Below are 15,763 nucleotides of genomic sequence, written 5' to 3' on the forward strand. Positions count from 1 at the left end.
AATTGGGGTATAATAATACCTCTCGTTTAAGCCTTGGGCGGTATGGCATATGTCACTGTCGCGTGCGCCACTGGTTCGGCCTTGCCGTCGCTATAAATCGTGAAGTCTCCAACGGCGAGGGTCCTGCCGAGCTTCATCAGCCGCCCTTCCCCGATCAGGTCGGCAGGCTCGGGCTTGCGCATGAAGTTGATGTTGAGGTTGGTCGTGACCGCTAGCGCCACCGGCCCGAGCTGGCCCAGGATCAGCAGGTAGAAGCCGCAATCGACCAGCCACATCAGGGTCGGGCCCGAAATCGTGCCGCCCGGTCGCAGGTGCCGCTCGTGCGTCGGCAGCCGCAGGCGAATGGTCTTGTCGTCGAGATGCTCGATGGCGAGGCCGAGATGGGCGGCCTGCGGGAAGTGTTCGTCGAGGAACTTCATCAGGTCGGCAGGCGACATCACCGGCATGACGCACCTGCCCTCTTCCCATAGACTACCGCCATGACCGTCGCCTCCAACGAACCCGTGCTGCTGCGCCGCGACGAGGGTCGCGTCGCCTTCCTCACACTCAACCGCCCGCACGCCATGAACGCCCTCTCGGGCGAACTTATAGACGCGCTGCAGGCGGAATTCGACCGGCTGGCCAAGGACACGGACATACGCTGCGTCGTCATCGAGGCGCAGGGCGAGCGCGCCTTCTCGACCGGCCACGACCTGCGCGAGGTCGCCTCGACGCGCGACTACGCTTTTCACCACGACCTGATGGCGCGCTGCTCGGCGATGATGCTGTCGATCGGCCGCCTGCCCCAGCCGGTCATCGCCAAGGTGAAGTCCGTCGCGACCGCCGCCGGCTGCCAGCTCGTCGCCGCCTGCGATCTCGCCGTCGCCTCGAGCACCGCCACCTTTGCGACCTCGGGCATCAACAACGGCTTGTTTTGCGGCACACCCTCGGTGGCGGTCGGCCGCAACGTCGGCTCCAAGCGCGCGCTCGACATGCTGTTCACCGGCCAATTCGTCGATGCCGAGACGGCGCTGCGCGACGGGCTGGTGAGCCGCGTCGTCCCGCCTGCCGACCTCGACCGCGAGACCAAGGCGCTGGCCGATCACATCGCCAATCAGCCGCCGCAGCAGATCTCGTCCGGCAAGGCGATGTTCCGCACGCACATGGAGATGAACGTCGAGCAGGCCTATGCCTATGCCACCGACTTCATGGCCGGCGCGATCCAGCGAGAAGACGCCCAAGCCGGCATCGACGCCTTCGTGAACAAGAAGCCCAAGCCGGACTGGACGGGGCGATAGGCCTTCTTCCCACAGGCGATCCTTGCCCTCGGTGATACCCCCCTCGGCAACACGTCCAGGCGCTTCCAGCCTCGGTATTGCCCGAAAGCCGGCGCAGAGCTTGCCCCGAGAACCGGGCCTGATCGATGTTCTTTATGATCTTCGTTCGTTTGGTGATCTTCTGGGTCATTGTCGCCGGGGGATTGCTGACTGGAGTTGTTGGGGTCCTGCTATTCGGCATTGCCGTTGCGATGTTCCGAGACCATCCGGAACACCAGGAATTCCACACCGCCTTTAGCGAGGCACTTTGCGACGTCAGCGCCTCGATTGAAGACCCTGCAGGGATTGGCCTGGCGCGTCGCCTTACCTCTCGGAGCGTGGTCGATCCGGGAAATACCATCGACTTTCGCGCTCTGCCCGAGCGTTGGCGCACGGTCTGCCTCGCTTCGGTGAACAGTGGCCAACTAACTCTGTCCCGGATCGCCGATGACGCGCCCTATTTCAGGCAGCAACGTCAATTGTGCTTTGACTGGTCGGCCTACACGATTGCCGTCGTGGTCGTCGACGAGCACAACGTGGCGTTTCCCTTTCAATTGAAAGTACGCGACACCTCCGACAAGGCCATCAGCAAGGCGTCCATTGCCTTCTCAAGAAAAGACTTCGCTAAGTGCGCTCCGCGTGAGGCAGCATTGGCTCGCTGTGTAGCGTTCTCACATAGTGACCAAAGCTGCGATTTCGCCTTCCCACGCCCATCAGGCGACCTTCGATGAGTGGAAGGGGAAGCGGCCATCGGTATTGACGCCCCGGGACACGAGACCGTTAACTCTCACTGACAACAAGAAAAGTCAGTGGGAGGAAGCTAATGCGGGTTATGAAATTATCCCGGCGTGCGGCTGTCGCGTCGGCAATGGCGAGTGTGGCGGCCGCGGCCGTCCCGGCGAGCGCACAGGATTTTCAACAGGGCAAACCCATCACGATCGTCGCGCCGTTCGGCCCCGGCACGACCAACGACATCATCGCGCGGCTGCTCGCCCAGGACATGACGGCCACCCTGGGCCAGAGCGTCATCGTCGAGAACCGGCCCGGCGCCACGGGCAATATCGGCGCCGACTATGTCGCGAAATCACGGCCCGACGGACATACGGTGGTGATCGCCTCGCTGAGCAACATTCTCAACCAGGCGACCGGCAACACCACGGCCAACCTGCTGAACGACTTCGTGCCCGTCAGCTTCACCGGCGGCGTGCTCTATTCGATGTTCGTTCCCAACGAGCTGCCGGCCAAGAACGTCGCCGAGCTCGTCGAGCTTGCCCGCCAGCAGCCCGGCAAGATCAACTTCTCGGGCTTCGTCGGCGGCGTGCCGCAGTTCCTGGGCGAGATGCTCAATCGCGCGGCCAAGATCAACATGGTGATGGTGCCCTACAAGAGCACGACCGACGCGCTGAACGACCTGCTGACCAACCGCATTCAGGTCTGGTTCACGCCCGTCGCCTCGGGCGTGCCGATCTACAATGCCAAGCAGGCCCGCCTGCTGGCCGTCACCGGCGAGAAGCGGGCCGCGGTGTTTCCCGACACGCCGACCTTCAAGGAGCTGGGCCATCCCGACATCGTGGCCGACGTCTCCTTCTACATGCTGGCACCGAAGGGCACGCCGCAGCCGATCGTCGAGAAGCTCTACCGCGCCGCCGACAAGGCAATGGACAATCCCAGGACAAAGGAATCCTTCCGCGCCCAGGGAATCGAGGACCGGCGCGGCGGTCCCGCCGAGCTCGGCGCCTATATCGCCAACGAGCTCAAGCGCTGGACCGAGATCGTGAAGCTTTCGGCGCCCGCGAAGTAGGGAGCGCCCTCCCCCCGAATCAGAAGAGCGCGCCTCGCGGCGCGCTCTTTCGTTTGGCCCTGAGGCTGGAGGACTACTGGCGCCAGTCGGTGCCCTTGCCTTCGATCTGGCGGAGCGCTGCCTTCCAGTAGGTCATGCCGTATTCCGGGTTGGCGCGCTGCTGCTTCGCGCGCGCGCCGTACTGGCGGATGACGTCTTCCTCGATCGGCGCCGGCTCCTCGTCGAGGCTGCGGGCGATGACCTCGACCTCGCAGGCCCGCTCGAGCATGTACATGCGCCGCAGCGCACCCTGGATCGTGCCGCCGACGGTCAGCAGGCCGTGATTGCGCAGCACCACCGAGTTGCCGTGCTGGCAGGAGACACCCAGCGCATCGCACTCTTCCTGCGACGTCGGCATGCCGTACTCATGGTAGACGAGGTCGTCATAGACCGAGAGGGCGTCCTGGCTGATCGGGCGGATGCCCTTCTTCAGGACGGAGACGCCGGTGCCGGCGCGGGTGTGCGTATGCATCACGCAGTTTGCATCCGGCCGCGCCTTGTAGACGCCCGAGTGGATGGTGAAGCCCGCGGCGTTGAACTTGCCGTCCTTGGCGTAGACGTTGCCGTCGATGTCCATCTTCACGAGGCTCGAGGCGGTGATCTCGTCGAACAGGTCGCCGTAATTGTTGATCAGGAAGCACTTGGGCTCGCCCGGGATACGCACCGTCATGTGTGTGTCGATCGTGTCGGTCCAGCCGAACTTGTCGGTGATCCGGTAGAGCGCCGCGAGGTCGCAACGCGCCTGCCACTCGGCTTCGGTCATATCGAGCTTGTCGGGTTGCACCACCGTGTCCATCTCGCGCTCCTGCTTGTGTGTCGGTCCACGCCGCAGGCGTCATCGTAACGCAACTTGCGCGAGGGTGCGACGTACTCTTGTCCCTGCGGCACGCAGAGCCGCCCTGCGAATTGTCGGCACAGTATTTGCGTCTCCCCCGCCATCTGGGCGGCAGCGGAGGGCGTTTGTGGCGACCAACCCATTTCATCTCGCGTGGTTCTTGCAGGGCTCCAGTGTTCAGGCCTGGGGGGAGCCCTGGACAGGGCATATCGGGACGACATGGGAGCAACCGGAGCTGTTCCTCGACATGGCGCGCAGCCTGGAGCGCGCCTGCTTCGACTACATCCTTCTCGAAGACTCCTCCTACGTAGGTGAAAGTTTCGGCGGCTCGACCGAGATCTACCTGAAGAAGGCCATCGCCGTGCCGCGGCAGGATCCGTCCGTGGTCGCCGCGCTGATGACCCAGGTGACCTCGCGCATCGGCATCGTGCCGACCTTCGGAACCTACGCCTACCACCCCTATCTGCTGGCCCGCCTCATGGCGACGCTCGACCAGGTGTCGGCCGGCCGCGCCGGCTGGAATGCCGTCACCGGCAGCTCCGACTTCGCGGCGATGAACTTCGGCATGCCGGGAATGCCCGAGCACGACCTGCGCTACGACATGGCCGACGAATACATGGAGGTGGTGCGCGGCCTGTGGGGTTCATGGGAGCCCGGCGCCATGATCGCCGACCGCAAGAGCGGCAACCTGATCGATCACACCAAGGTTCACGGCGTCAATTACGAGGGCAAGTATTTCAAGACACGCGGGCCGCTCAACTCCGGGCCCAGTCCGCAGGGTCGACCGGTGATTGCCCAGGCCGGCGGCTCGCCGCGCGGCCGACGCTTTGCCGCCGCCCATGCCGACACGATCGTCGTCAACGCCAAGGGCATAGACGCCATGCGCGCCTACCGCGACGACGTGCACAAGCACATGATCGCGCAGGGCCGCAAGCCCGGCGACTGCAAGGTGCTCTACCTGATCAATCCGATCCTCGGCGAGACCATGGAAGAGGCACTGGAGCGCAAGAAGAAGCGCGAGTGCATGGCCCAGGCCAACATCCAGGAGCGCCTCGCCCATTTCGGTAAGGTCACCAACATCGACTTCGGCAAGTTCGACCTCGACAAGCCGCTGCCCGACGACGTGACCACCAACGGCCACCAGCTCAACCTCGAGCAGTTCCGGACCCTGGCCGGCGGCCGCTCGATTCGCCAGACCATGGCCTCGTTCAACGCCGTCGACCTGTCGATCGACCTTTGCGGCACTTGCGATTCGGTGGCCGCGCGCATGGGCGAGGTCATGCAGGAGGTGGGCGGCGACGGCTTCCTCTTCTCCATGCCCAACGTCAACCGCCGCACCCTGGCCGAGATCGAGGACGGGCTGGTCCCCGCCCTGCAGGACCGCGGCCTGGTGCGCAAAGCCTACGAGCACAAGCAGTTCAGGGACAATCTCCTCGCTTACTGATCCAGTCGAACAGGAAGGAAGGCATCCATGGGCAAGAAGACAATCGGCAGGCGCTCCACTTTGGGTCTCATCGGCGCGGGCCTCGTCGCCGCGCCCTTCATCCGGCCGAGCTACGGCCAGGCGGCGTGGCCCGAGCAGACGACGGTGCCCGACATCCTGAAGGGCAGCGGCGAGGTCCGCATCGCCACCTTCGGCGGCACCATGCAGGAGACGCAGCAGAAGGCCTATTTCGAGCCCTTCGAAAAGATCACCGGCATCAAGGTCCGTGCCTTCCCGGGATCCGACCCGACCAAGATCAAGGCGATGGTCGATACCGGCAATGTCGAATGGGACATGGCGCAGCTCAGCCGCGGCTCGATCATGAACCTCCAGAAGCGCGGCGATTACTTCGAGAAGATCGACTACGACATCGTCGATCGCGGCGTCGAGAAACAGTACCGCTTCGAATACGGGCTCGAGATGCTGGTCTGGGCGCAGGTCCTCGCCTATCGCACGGATGCCTTCAAAGGCGCCGTGCCCTCGGGCTGGGCCGACTTCTGGGACACCAAGAAGTTCCCCGGCGACCGTGCCCTGTACGGCACCGGCAGCGGCGGCTGGCCCGAGATGGAGTTCGCGCTGATGGCGGCCGGCGTGCCGGCCGACAAGATCTACCCGATCGACGTCGATAAGGCGCTGGCGAGCTACAGCAAGATCAAGAAAGACGTCTTCAAGTGGTGGGATACGGGCGCCGTTCCGATCCAGCTCCTGACCGACCGTGAAGTCACGATGACCTCGGTCTGGAACGGCCGCATGGCGGCATTGCAGGCGGCGGGCGTTCCGGCGGCGGTCAGCTGGAACCAGGGCCTGTCGAAGCGCGACGCCTGGGGCATTCCCAAGGGCGCCAAGAACAAGGCCAACGCCATGAAGTTCGTGGCCTACTCGACCATGGCGATCCCGCAGGCCCGCGTCTGCCTCGGCATCCCCTACGGTTCGGTCAACGCCAAGTCGAACGAGTATATCCCGCCGGAGCGTATGTCCGTCCTGCCGAGTTCGCCCGAGATCGCCAAGCAGCTCGTCACCTATAACTACGATTGGTGGATCGAGAATCGCGAAACGGTCATCGCGAAGTTCAACAAGTGGCTTTTGAGCTGACGCGATGACCGGCACCGGCACGAACGGAGCGAGTTCAGTTAGGGGAGCGTCGGTAACGCTCTCCAACCTGGAGAAGACCTACGATCGCGCCAACGCCGCCAAAGCCGTGGATGGCGTGTCGCTCGACATCCGCTCGGGAGAATTCCTGACGATGCTGGGGCCCAGCGGCTCGGGGAAAACCACGACCCTGATGATGATCGCCGGCTTCGAGACGCCGACCGCCGGTGACATCGCGATCGACGGCAAATCGGTCGTCGCCATGCCGCCCTACCGGCGCAACATCGGCATGGTGTTCCAGAACTACGCCCTGTTCCCTCACCTCACCGTCGAGGAGAATGTCGGCTTCCCCCTGAAGCAGCGCGGGGTGCCCAAGGCCGAGCGTGCCAAGCTGGTCGCCGAGGCGCTGGAGCTGGTGCACTTGCCGGGCTACGGCGCGCGCTATCCGCGCCAGCTCTCGGGCGGCCAGCAGCAACGCGTCGCCGTCGCCCGCGCCGTCGTCTTCAAGCCGCGCCTGCTGCTGATGGACGAGCCGCTGGGCGCGCTCGACAAGCAGCTCCGCGAGAATCTTCAGCTCGAGATGCGGAGGCTGCACGCCGATCTCGGCATCACCTTCATCTACGTGACGCACGACCAGGAAGAAGCGCTCACCATGTCCGACCGCATCGCCGTCATGAACGACGGCAAGGTGGCGCAGGTCGGCAGTCCCGAGGATCTCTACGACCGGCCCAACAACCGCTTCGTCGCGGGCTTCATCGGCGAATCGAACTTCCTGCCGGCGATCGTGCGGGGCCTGGAAGACGACGTCGTCGTCGCCGAATGCGAGGGCACGCTGATCCGCGCGCTCTGCCCCAACCGGCCTGCCAGTGGCGAGAAGGTGACGCTCACCACGCGGCCCGAACGCCTGCGCTTCGCCGACAGTGCCTGGGCTGGTGCGGAGACGCAGCATAATCGTCTCAGCGTCACCGTCACCGAAGCCGTCTTCGCTGGCGAGCGTTGCCGCTACATGCTGCAGGCCGGCGACGGCACCTCGATCGTCCTCAAGGAACCGTCCAGCGCCGCCATCCGCCGCCGCGCCGTCGGCGAGCGCGCGGAGATCGCCTGGTCCGTCGCGGACACGATTCTTGTCTGAGTTCGTGCAGCCCGCCTCCCTCGCCGTTGCGGTCAGCCGGCCGAAGGCGGCACCGCTCGACTGGCGTCGCGCCGTGCCTTTGCTGCTGGCGGCGCCGCTGCTGATCTACATGCTGGTCTTCTACGCGCTGCCGGTGGTCGCGATGCTGCTGCGCAGCGTGAACGACCCGACCTGGACGCTGGCGCACTACGCGACCCTGTTCGACGATGTCGTGTTCCAGAAGACTTTCTGGATCACCATCAACACCTCCGTGACGGTCACGCTGGGCTGCCTGATCCTAGGCTATCCGGTGGCGATGGGACTGGTGCGCGCCAAGTCGATGGCGCCGTTCATCCTGGTGATCATCCTGCTGCCCTTCTGGACCAGCGTCCTGGTCCGCAGCTACGCCTGGATGGTGCTGCTCGGCCGCCACGGACTGGTCAACGAGGCGCTGCTGGCGCTGGGCATGATCGAGCGGCCGATCCGGATCCTGAACACGCCGCTCGCGACCCAGATCGCGATGATCCACATCCTGCTGCCCTACATGATCCTGCCCATCGCCAATGCGCTCAGGCAGATCGACCCGTCGCTGATCCGCGCCGCCTCGGGCCTCGGCTCGACGCCGTTCATGACCTTCCGGCAGGTGATCCTGCCGCTCTCCATGTCGGGCGTAGCGGCTGGCACTCTCCTCACCTTCGTGCTGGCGCTGGGCTTCTACATCACGCCGGCCATGGTCGGCGGGCCGCGCGACATCACCCTGTCGATGCTGATCGCGCAGCAGGTCGACCAGCTCAACTGGGCCTATGCCGCGACGCTCTCAGCGATCCTGCTGGCGACGGCGCTCGCGATCCTCGCGGTGGCGCGCAAGCTGCCGGGCGTCGGCAGCGCCTTCAAGACGAGCATGCGATGATACTGGGGCGCATCCTTCCGGCCAGCGTCGTCGGGCTCATCCTGTTCTTCCTCGCCTTCCCGATCGTCGTGGTGGCGATCGTCTCCTTCTCCTCGGCGACCTATCTCACCTTCCCGCCGCCGGCTTTCGGCTTGCGCTGGTACGAGGCCTATTTCAGCAATCCCGACTGGCTGAAGCCGACCTGGGTCAGCATCTGGGTGGCCTGCGCTGTGGTCGTGCTGGCGACATTCCTCGGCACGCTTGCAGCGCTCGGCATCGCGCGCCTGCCCAAGGCGATGCGAGTCGTCGCGGCCGGCCTGATCCTGTCGCCGCTGATCGTGCCCGGCATCGTCGTGGCGATCGGCATCTACTACGCCTATTCGCGCTACGGCCTTGTCGGCACGCCGATCGCGATGGTGCTGGCCCATACCTGCCTCGCCGTGCCCTTCGTCGTGACCAGCGTGACGGCCAGCCTTTCCGGCATCGACCCGCGCCTGGAACAGGCCGCACTCAGCCTCGGCGCGACGCCCGGCGCCACCTTCTTCCAGGTGACCTTGCCCCTGATCCAGCCCGGCGTGCTTGTCGGCGCGCTGTTCGCCTTCATCACCTCGTTCGACGAGCTGATCGTGGCGCTCTTCATCTCAGGAACCGGCGCGGTCACCCTGCCGCGACGCATGTGGGACGACCTGCGCTTCCAGATCGATCCCACCATCGCCGCCGTCTCGACCCTGACGATCGTCCTGACGGCCGCGTTGATGGGCGCCGCGCATCTTCTGCGCAAGCGCGCCGAGCGGAACCGGACGGCTACTTCTTCTGCAGCTGCTTGACCGCCGCCATCGTGTTCTCGACATGCTTGTCGGGATTGCGGTCGGAGAAGGCGTAGACAATCTTGCCGTCGGGCGCGATGACGTAGGAGATGCGGTCGGCGATGCCGGCGCTGCCGACCCGCACCAGCGCGGAATCATATGCCTTGATGACCTTGAGGTCCGGATCGGCAGCCACCGGGAACTTGCCCGAGCAGGCCTGAGTCGAGAACTTATGCAAGGTCTCCATGTTGTCGGCCGACATGCCGATCAGCGACGCGCCCATCGCCTTGAACTGCTCCGCCGCCTCGGCAAACTCATGCGCCTCGGCCGTGCAGCCGGTCGTGAAGGCCTTGGGGAAGAAGTAGAGCACCACCGGCCCCTTCTTCAGCGCATCGGCCAGCGAGAAGGTGTAGTCCTTGCCGTCGAGCGCGGCCTGCGCCGTGAAGTCCGGCGCCGCGTCGCCGGGCTTCAGGGCCGCCCAAACGGGTGTTGCGATGACACAGGCAAGCGCCAAAGCCGTTGCCGCAATCCGCTTCATGATCTTCTCCGCCAGCATTCGAGGGGACGGAGACCATAACGCACGATGCGGTGCGGTGGTGTCACGTCGGAGTGAGTTAGAGCCTCACTCGGCGTGCAGTCCCTTCATGTAGGTCGACGGTGTGACCGTCTTCACAGATTGCGCGCGCTTGGCCAGCCAATAGGCCTGCGCCGGCGGCACCGAAGCGAATTTCGCGTCGACGCCCAGCTTCTGCGCGGCATCCATCGGCCAGTTCGGATTGTAGAGAAGCTCACGCGCCAAGGCGATCAAGTCGGCGCGGCCTTCCTGCAGGATCTTCTCCGCCTGGTCGGCATGCACGATCAGGCCGACAGCCATGCTGAGAATGTCGGCGTCGTTCTTCAGCCGGTCTGCATAGGGCACCTGGTAGCCATAGGTCACGGGCCCGGTGCTCACGACCGGCGCGCCCCGCATGCCGCCCGAGCTGCAGTCGATCACGTCGACGCCCTTCGTTTTCAGGATCTTGGCGAGCGCCACGCTCTGGTCGGGGCCCCAGCCGGAATCGTCCTCGACCGAGAAGCGCACGAACAGAGGCTTCGAGGCCGGCCAGTGCGCGCGCACGCTCTCCACCACCTCGATGGCGAAGCGCATGCGGTTCAGCTCGCTGCCGCCATACTGGTCGTTGCGCACGTTGGAGAACGGCGAGAGGAATTGATGGATCAGGTAGCCGTGCGCCATATGGATATCGAGCACGTCGAACCCGGCCTCATGCGCGCGACGTGCCGCCTGCCCCCAGCGCTCCACGGCCTCCGGGATTTCCGCAAGCGTCAGCGCGCGCGGCGTCGGATCGGTGTCGGGCGAATTGATGCCGCTCGACGAGACCAGCTCCCAATCATCCCAGTCGTCGATCTCGGGCGACGGCTTCAGGGGCGCGCCGCCCTCCCACGGGCGGAAACGGCGGGCCTTGCGGCCGGAATGGCCGAGCTGGATGCCCGGCACGGAATTGTGCAGCCGGATGAAGTCGACGCAGCGCTTCAGGCCCGGAATGAACGCATCGTCCCACAGGCCGAGATCGCCGACCGTACCGCAACCGCGCCGCTCGACCTTGGTGGATTCCATGATGACCAGCCCCGCGCCGCCGGCGGCGTAGCGGCCGGCATTCACCAGGTGCCAGTCGGTCGCGAAGCCCTTCTCCGCCGCATACTGGTGCATCGGCGCCACGACGACCCGGTTCTTCAGGGTGACGTCGCGGATCGAAATCGGCTCGAACAGCATCGGACCGGCCATGTATAATCCCCCCATGCAAGCCGCCTTCAGCGACCGTTATGACGATCTGTACCTGCGCAAGATCCTGCGCGAGACCAAGACTATCGCCATGGTCGGCCTGTCGGCCAACTGGAATCGGCCAAGCTTCTTTGCAGCGAAATATCTGCTGGACCGCGGCTACAAGGTCTTCCCGGTCAATCCCGCCGCCAAGGGCCAGGAAATCCTGGGCCAAAAGGTCTACGGCTCGCTCGACGAGCTGCCGGTGAAGGTCGACATGGTCGACATCTTCCGCAACTCCGAGGCGGCCGGCCCGATCACCGACGAAGCCATCAAGCATGGCACCAAGGTCGTCTGGATGCAGCTCGGCGTGGTGAACATGGAGGCCGCGGCGCGCGCCGAAAAGGCCGGCCTCAAGGTGGTGATGAACCGCTGCCCCAAGATCGAACACTCCCGCCTCGCCGGCACCATCGAATGGCACGGCATCGCCAGCGGAGTCATTTCGTCGAGGAAGCGCGCCCTGTGAATTCGCGCCACTGGAGTGGCGCGCCCCGGCAAACGGCATTCTGAAAAAGGTTTGGAGGTCCGCAGCACCGCCACACCAGGCTGCAGACCTCCGCTCCCCCTCATGATCGCGCCTTCCCGGTCTTCGCCGGGAATGGCACGGCCCCCCTGAGAGATTTGGAGAGGCGTAAGAAAGCCGGCGATGGTGGGGCCACCGCCGGCCTCTTACTGAGGTTCTGCTGACCGCCCGGGGAGAGATAGCGGCTTCGCTTCGACCTCGAAGACTGAAAGCTTGAAGGTTTCGGTCGGAGCCCTAAGGCTCCGACCGGTCGAGAGGTTTGCTAGGCCGCCCGGGGAGAGATAGCGACGAAGCGCGTCATCCCCTCTCGAAACACCTTCATCAGCACCGGCTTGCCGGTGGTCTTGGCTTCCTTGAGCTTCTCGGCAGCCGCCTTCGGGCTGTCGACGGCGTCCTTGCCGACCTGCTGGAGGATGTCGCCGGCCTTGAGGCCCTGGTCGTCGGCGGGGCTACCCGGCTCGACCGTGGCGACAACCACACCCTTCACGTCACCGTCCAGGCCGAGCTGCTTGCGCGCCTCCGCAGAGAGCGGCGCCAGCGAGACGCCGTAGGACATGGGCGCCGGCTTCACGGCGTCCTTGCCGTCGGCGCTGGCCTTGACGATCGCGTCGTCCTTCTGACCGCCGACCTTGGCGGTCAGGCTCATCTCCTTGCCGTCGCGCCACACACCCAGCTTCACCGAGTTGCCCGGCTTGACCGCGGAGATCGTGCGCGTCAGCTCCTTGATGCCGTCGACCTTCTTGCCGTCGACGCTCATGATCACGTCACCCGACTGGACACCGGCTGCGAGCGCCGCACTGTCCGGCTGGACCATCGCCACCAGGGCACCCTTCTCGTCCTTGAGCGACAGGCTCTCGGCGATCTCCTTCGAGACCGGCTGGATCTGGACACCGAGCAGGCCACGCTCGACCCGGCCGCTGTCCTTCAGCTCCGCCACCACCGGCTGCGCCAGCGAGGACGGGATGGCAAAGCCCAGGCCGATGCTGCCGCCGGTCGGCGAGTAGATGGCCGTGTTGATGCCGATCACGTTGCCGTCCATGTCGAACAGCGGGCCGCCCGAGTTGCCGCGGTTGATGGCCGCGTCGGTCTGGATGTAGTCGTCGAACGGACCGGAGTGGATGTCACGGCCGCGCGCCGACACGATGCCCGTGGTCACGGTGCCACCGAGGCCGAACGGGTTGCCCACCGCCATCACCGGCTGGCCGACGCGCACCTTGGTGGCGTCGCCGAACGAGACGAACGGGAGCGGCTTGTCGCTCTCGACCTTCAGCACGGCCAGATCGGTCTTCTCGTCGCCGCCCAGCATCTTGGCCGGCAGCTTGGTGCCGTCCGCCATGGTGACGGTGATCGAGTCGGCCTTGCCGACGACGTGGTAGTTGGTGACGACCACGCCCTTGGCGTCGATGATGAAGCCCGTGCCGACCGCCTGGGCCTTCTCCTTCGACTGCGGACGCGCCTGCTTGCCGTCCGGGCGACCCGGCTGCATCGGCTGGCCGAAACGCTCCGAGAAGCGCTTCATGAACTCTTCCATCTGCTTCTGCTGCGAGTCCGACATGCGGGTCTCGTCGCCGTCGTCGGCGCCGGCCTTCATGGTCACGGCGACATTGACGACCGCCGGGGTTACCTTGGCAGCCAGGTCCGAGAAGTCCTGAACGGGCATGGTCTGGCCGGCGATGGCCGCGGGAGCGGCGAACATCGGGGCGATCAGCGCAGGCGCCGTCAGGGCGGTGGTGAGCGCCAGGGCGGTCAGGATACGGGACTTGGTCTTGGTCATGATTTACAGCCTCCTCCTTGGGGGGTGCTCGGAATATGGGGGGAGCCCTGTAGCGCCGGGATGGCCGCAGGATTGAATGTTTGTATAGTTGGGGAACGTTGCGCCGGAGGCCGGCGCCGGATAGACGGGCGCCGTGAAAATCCTCCTCGTCGAAGACGACAAGCAAACCGCCGACTACATCGCCAAGGGCCTGCGCGAGCACGGCCACGTGGTCGATCATGCCGACAACGGCCGCGACGGCCTGTATCTCGCCACCGGCGAGAAATACGACGTGCTGATCGTCGACCGCATGCTGCCGCAGATGGACGGGCTGTCGCTCGTCAAGGCGGCTCGCGCCTCGGGGATGAAGGCGCCGGTGCTGTTCCTCACCACCATGGGCGGTGTCGACGATCGCGTCGCGGGACTCGAGGCCGGCGGCGACGATTATCTCACCAAGCCCTTCGCCTTCGCCGAATTGCGCGCGCGCATCGGCGCCCTCTCCCGCCGTCCGCCGATCGTGGCCGCGACCTCCCTCGCCGCCGGCGACCTCGAGATGGACCTGCTCGCCCGCACCGTGACGCGCGCCGGCAGGCGCATCGAGCTGCTCGCCCAGGAGTTCAAGGTCCTGGAATACCTGCTGCGCCATGCCGGCGAGGTGGTGACGCGCACCATGCTGCTCGAGAAGGTCTGGGACTTCCATTTCGATCCCAAGACCAACATCGTCGAGACGCATATCAGCCGGCTTCGCTCCAAGATCGACAAGGGCTTCGACAAGCCGCTGCTCCATACGATCAGGGGGGCAGGCTATGTCATCCGCGCGCCTGATTAGGATCCTGCGCTCGGCAAGCTTCCGCCTGCCGTTGATCTACGCGGTCCTGTTCATCCTGTCGGCCGCCGTGCTGTTCGTGACCGTCTACTGGACGGCGACGGCGGCGATGCAGAACGACATGGCAGCGGTCCTGCGCTCCGAGGCCTACCAGCTGGCCGAAGTCCATCGCCGCAGCGGGCTTGCGGGCCTGGCCGAGCAGATCACGCGGCGCATCAACTTCCGCACCAAGGGGCCGATCTTCTACCTGCTGCAGGCGCCGAACCGCCGCGTCGTCGTCGGCAACCTGCCCGGCATGCCGCCGGTCAACGGCGCCGTCGACTTCGAGCCCCAGAGTGACCAGCCCGAAGCCGTCGATGCCAGCGGCGAGCGCCCCAAGCTCACCGGCTTCGGCCTGACGCTGGCCGACGGATCGTTCCTGCTGGTGGCGCAGGACGCCAACCGCCTGGCCGACATGCAGCGCGCGATCGTCCGCGCCTTCGTCTGGTCGGGCGGCGTCACGCTGCTGCTGGCCATTGCCGGCGGCGCGCTGCTGGGCACCAACTTCCTGCGCCGCATCGACACGATCACGCGCACCAGCCGTGCCATCATGGAAGGCGATCTCTCGGCCCGCATTCCCGTGCGCGGCACACACGACGAGATCGACCAGCTCGTCGCCAGCCTCAACGCCATGCTGGCGCGCATCCAGCAGCTCATGGACGGGCTGCGCCAGGTGTCGAGCGACATCGCCCACGACCTGCGCACGCCACTCGGCCGCCTGCGCCAGCGGCTGGAGGATGCCCGTGAACGCGCCACCACGACCGCCGACTACAGCGCCGCCACCGATGCCGCCATCGAGGAGGCCGACGCCCTTCTGGAGACCTTCTCCGCCCTGCTGCGTATCGCGCAGGTCGAGGCCGGCGCGCAGAGAAGCGCCTTCGCGCCCTTCGACGTCTCGGCCCTGCTGAAAAGCCTGGGCGAAACCTACCAGCCAGTGGCTGAGGATTCCCATCGCGCCCTCGATGTGCAGGTCGAGCCTGGCGCGACCCTGACCGGCGACCGCCAGCTCATCGCCCAGCTCGTCTCGAACCTGCTGGAAAACGCGCTGCGCCACACGCCCGAAGGCACGCGGCTGCGGCTCGGACTGCGCCGGCAGGGCGACGGCTTCGAGATCGAGGTGGCGGACAATGGGCCGGGCATCCCCGCCGCCGAGCACGACAAGGTGTTCGACCGCTTCTACCGGCTCGACCGCAGCCGATCGACCTCCGGCAGCGGCCTGGGCCTGGCCATGGTCAAGGCGATCGCGGGCCTGCACGGGCTCACGATCCGGCTCGAGGATGCGAAGCCCGGCCTGCGGGTGGTCCTGAAGTTCGCGGCCTAACAGGCTGTTGAAACGGGCCTTTCGCAGTGATCTGTCGACGGTACCCTGACACCTGATTCAGGAGCCGCCCTTTTTCGATTCGTTTGATTCGTTTATTTCGTTTGTTTCGTTTATTTGCCAGAATTCACCGGGCA

16 protein-coding genes are annotated in these 15,763 nt (G+C 65.6%); 11 read left to right on the forward strand and 5 right to left on the reverse strand.

Translation table 11 applies throughout. The features are described from left to right. Nucleotides 1–26: 26 nt before the first annotated feature. Complete coding sequence (locus AC1ROX_RS22200) at nt 27–446, reverse strand: PaaI family thioesterase (RefSeq protein WP_493129181.1); 420 nt, start codon at nt 444–446, stop codon at nt 27–29. Nucleotides 447–479: 33 nt separating this feature from the next. Between AC1ROX_RS22200 and AC1ROX_RS22205 the strand changes: the two genes are divergently transcribed. The 3 genes from AC1ROX_RS22205 (at nt 480) to AC1ROX_RS22215 (ending at nt 3,096) form a co-directional block, all read left to right on the forward strand. Beyond that, a complete protein-coding gene (locus tag AC1ROX_RS22205) occupies nt 480–1,277 on the forward strand; it encodes an enoyl-CoA hydratase (RefSeq protein WP_493129183.1) in 798 nt (265 codons plus the stop codon). Between the two features lie 134 nt (nt 1,278–1,411). Continuing rightward, the gene (locus AC1ROX_RS22210) at nt 1,412–2,026 is read left to right on the forward strand and encodes a hypothetical protein (RefSeq protein WP_493129185.1); all 615 of its coding nucleotides are present in this window, start codon (nt 1,412–1,414) and stop codon (nt 2,024–2,026) included. A 101-nt stretch (nt 2,027–2,127) separates the two neighbouring features. Beyond that, nucleotides 2,128–3,096, forward strand: a complete 969-nt coding sequence (locus tag AC1ROX_RS22215) for a Bug family tripartite tricarboxylate transporter substrate binding protein (RefSeq protein WP_493129187.1) — start codon at nt 2,128–2,130, stop codon at nt 3,094–3,096. Nucleotides 3,097–3,169: 73 nt separating this feature from the next. Here the strand turns inward: AC1ROX_RS22215 and AC1ROX_RS22220 are convergent, their stop codons facing one another. After that, complete coding sequence (locus AC1ROX_RS22220; protein WP_493129189.1) at nt 3,170–3,931, reverse strand: class II aldolase/adducin family protein; 762 nt, start codon at nt 3,929–3,931, stop codon at nt 3,170–3,172. Between the two features lie 166 nt (nt 3,932–4,097). Here AC1ROX_RS22220 and AC1ROX_RS22225 point away from each other — a divergent pair, with 166 nt between their 5' ends. Genes AC1ROX_RS22225 through AC1ROX_RS22245 form a run of 5 tightly spaced genes read left to right on the forward strand, consistent with a single transcriptional unit; the run spans nt 4,098 to nt 9,369 of the window. Further along, nucleotides 4,098–5,414, forward strand: coding sequence for an NtaA/DmoA family FMN-dependent monooxygenase (locus AC1ROX_RS22225; protein ID WP_493129191.1), 1,317 nt, complete (start codon nt 4,098–4,100; stop codon nt 5,412–5,414). Nucleotides 5,415–5,441: 27 nt separating this feature from the next. Then, the gene (locus AC1ROX_RS22230) at nt 5,442–6,545 is read left to right on the forward strand and encodes an ABC transporter substrate-binding protein (RefSeq protein ID WP_493129193.1); all 1,104 of its coding nucleotides are present in this window, start codon (nt 5,442–5,444) and stop codon (nt 6,543–6,545) included. Nucleotides 6,546–6,549: 4 nt separating this feature from the next. Next, nucleotides 6,550–7,674, forward strand: a complete 1,125-nt coding sequence (locus tag AC1ROX_RS22235) for an ABC transporter ATP-binding protein (protein WP_493129195.1) — start codon at nt 6,550–6,552, stop codon at nt 7,672–7,674. Continuing rightward, on the forward strand, nt 7,667–8,563 hold the full coding sequence (locus AC1ROX_RS22240; protein ID WP_493129197.1) for an ABC transporter permease: 897 nt from the start codon (nt 7,667–7,669) through the stop codon (nt 8,561–8,563). Before AC1ROX_RS22235 ends, AC1ROX_RS22240 begins: the two co-directional genes overlap by 8 nt. After that, nucleotides 8,560–9,369, forward strand: coding sequence for an ABC transporter permease (locus tag AC1ROX_RS22245; RefSeq protein WP_493129199.1), 810 nt, complete (start codon nt 8,560–8,562; stop codon nt 9,367–9,369). Before AC1ROX_RS22240 ends, AC1ROX_RS22245 begins: the two co-directional genes overlap by 4 nt. On the opposite strand, the gene AC1ROX_RS22250 is transcribed toward AC1ROX_RS22245, so the two are convergent. Then, nucleotides 9,347–9,886 carry a peroxiredoxin gene (locus tag AC1ROX_RS22250; RefSeq protein ID WP_493129201.1) on the reverse strand — a complete coding sequence of 180 codons (540 nt, stop codon included), beginning with the start codon at nt 9,884–9,886 and terminating at the stop codon, nt 9,347–9,349. The genes AC1ROX_RS22245 and AC1ROX_RS22250 overlap by 23 nt on opposite strands. 84 nt (nt 9,887–9,970) lie before the next feature. Next, nucleotides 9,971–11,131: an NADH:flavin oxidoreductase/NADH oxidase gene (locus AC1ROX_RS22255; RefSeq protein ID WP_493129203.1), complete on the reverse strand. Its 1,161-nt coding sequence runs from the start codon at nt 11,129–11,131 to the stop codon at nt 9,971–9,973. A gap of 13 nt (nt 11,132–11,144) precedes the next feature. Here AC1ROX_RS22255 and AC1ROX_RS22260 point away from each other — a divergent pair, with 13 nt between their 5' ends. Further along, nucleotides 11,145–11,633: a CoA-binding protein gene (locus AC1ROX_RS22260; protein ID WP_493129205.1), complete on the forward strand. Its 489-nt coding sequence runs from the start codon at nt 11,145–11,147 to the stop codon at nt 11,631–11,633. Nucleotides 11,634–11,952: 319 nt separating this feature from the next. Here the strand turns inward: AC1ROX_RS22260 and AC1ROX_RS22265 are convergent, their stop codons facing one another. Then, the gene (locus AC1ROX_RS22265) at nt 11,953–13,464 is read right to left on the reverse strand and encodes a DegQ family serine endoprotease (protein WP_493129207.1); all 1,512 of its coding nucleotides are present in this window, start codon (nt 13,462–13,464) and stop codon (nt 11,953–11,955) included. A gap of 133 nt (nt 13,465–13,597) precedes the next feature. Between AC1ROX_RS22265 and AC1ROX_RS22270 the strand changes: the two genes are divergently transcribed. Next, nucleotides 13,598–14,272 carry a winged helix-turn-helix domain-containing protein gene (locus AC1ROX_RS22270; protein ID WP_493129209.1) on the forward strand — a complete coding sequence of 225 codons (675 nt, stop codon included), beginning with the start codon at nt 13,598–13,600 and terminating at the stop codon, nt 14,270–14,272. After that, on the forward strand, nt 14,250–15,629 hold the full coding sequence (locus AC1ROX_RS22275) for a sensor histidine kinase (RefSeq protein ID WP_493129211.1): 1,380 nt from the start codon (nt 14,250–14,252) through the stop codon (nt 15,627–15,629). The genes AC1ROX_RS22270 and AC1ROX_RS22275 overlap by 23 nt, the downstream gene beginning before the upstream one ends. Nucleotides 15,630–15,763: the final 134 nt, after the last annotated feature.

The organism is Reyranella sp. GW821-FHT14A01 (genome assembly GCF_058803965.1).

Excerpts from the sequence above, each read along its gene's own strand:
- AC1ROX_RS22235 (WP_493129195.1), top strand. The coding sequence starts at position 6,550 with ATGACCGGCACCGGCACGAACGGAGCGAGTTCAGTTAGGGGAGCGTCG.
- AC1ROX_RS22200 (WP_493129181.1), bottom strand. The coding sequence starts at position 446 with ATGCCGGTGATGTCGCCTGCCGACCTGATGAAGTTCCTCGACGAACAC.
- AC1ROX_RS22220 (WP_493129189.1), bottom strand. The coding sequence starts at position 3,931 with ATGGACACGGTGGTGCAACCCGACAAGCTCGATATGACCGAAGCCGAG.
- AC1ROX_RS22265 (WP_493129207.1), bottom strand. The coding sequence starts at position 13,464 with ATGACCAAGACCAAGTCCCGTATCCTGACCGCCCTGGCGCTCACCACC.
- AC1ROX_RS22245 (WP_493129199.1), top strand. The coding sequence starts at position 8,560 with ATGATACTGGGGCGCATCCTTCCGGCCAGCGTCGTCGGGCTCATCCTG.
- AC1ROX_RS22215 (WP_493129187.1), top strand. The coding sequence starts at position 2,128 with ATGAAATTATCCCGGCGTGCGGCTGTCGCGTCGGCAATGGCGAGTGTG.
- AC1ROX_RS22210 (WP_493129185.1), top strand. The coding sequence starts at position 1,412 with ATGATCTTCGTTCGTTTGGTGATCTTCTGGGTCATTGTCGCCGGGGGA.
- AC1ROX_RS22250 (WP_493129201.1), bottom strand. The coding sequence starts at position 9,886 with ATGAAGCGGATTGCGGCAACGGCTTTGGCGCTTGCCTGTGTCATCGCA.
- AC1ROX_RS22205 (WP_493129183.1), top strand. The coding sequence starts at position 480 with ATGACCGTCGCCTCCAACGAACCCGTGCTGCTGCGCCGCGACGAGGGT.
- AC1ROX_RS22275 (WP_493129211.1), top strand. The coding sequence starts at position 14,250 with ATGTCATCCGCGCGCCTGATTAGGATCCTGCGCTCGGCAAGCTTCCGC.
- AC1ROX_RS22230 (WP_493129193.1), top strand. The coding sequence starts at position 5,442 with ATGGGCAAGAAGACAATCGGCAGGCGCTCCACTTTGGGTCTCATCGGC.
- AC1ROX_RS22255 (WP_493129203.1), bottom strand. The coding sequence starts at position 11,131 with ATGGCCGGTCCGATGCTGTTCGAGCCGATTTCGATCCGCGACGTCACC.
- AC1ROX_RS22260 (WP_493129205.1), top strand. The coding sequence starts at position 11,145 with ATGCAAGCCGCCTTCAGCGACCGTTATGACGATCTGTACCTGCGCAAG.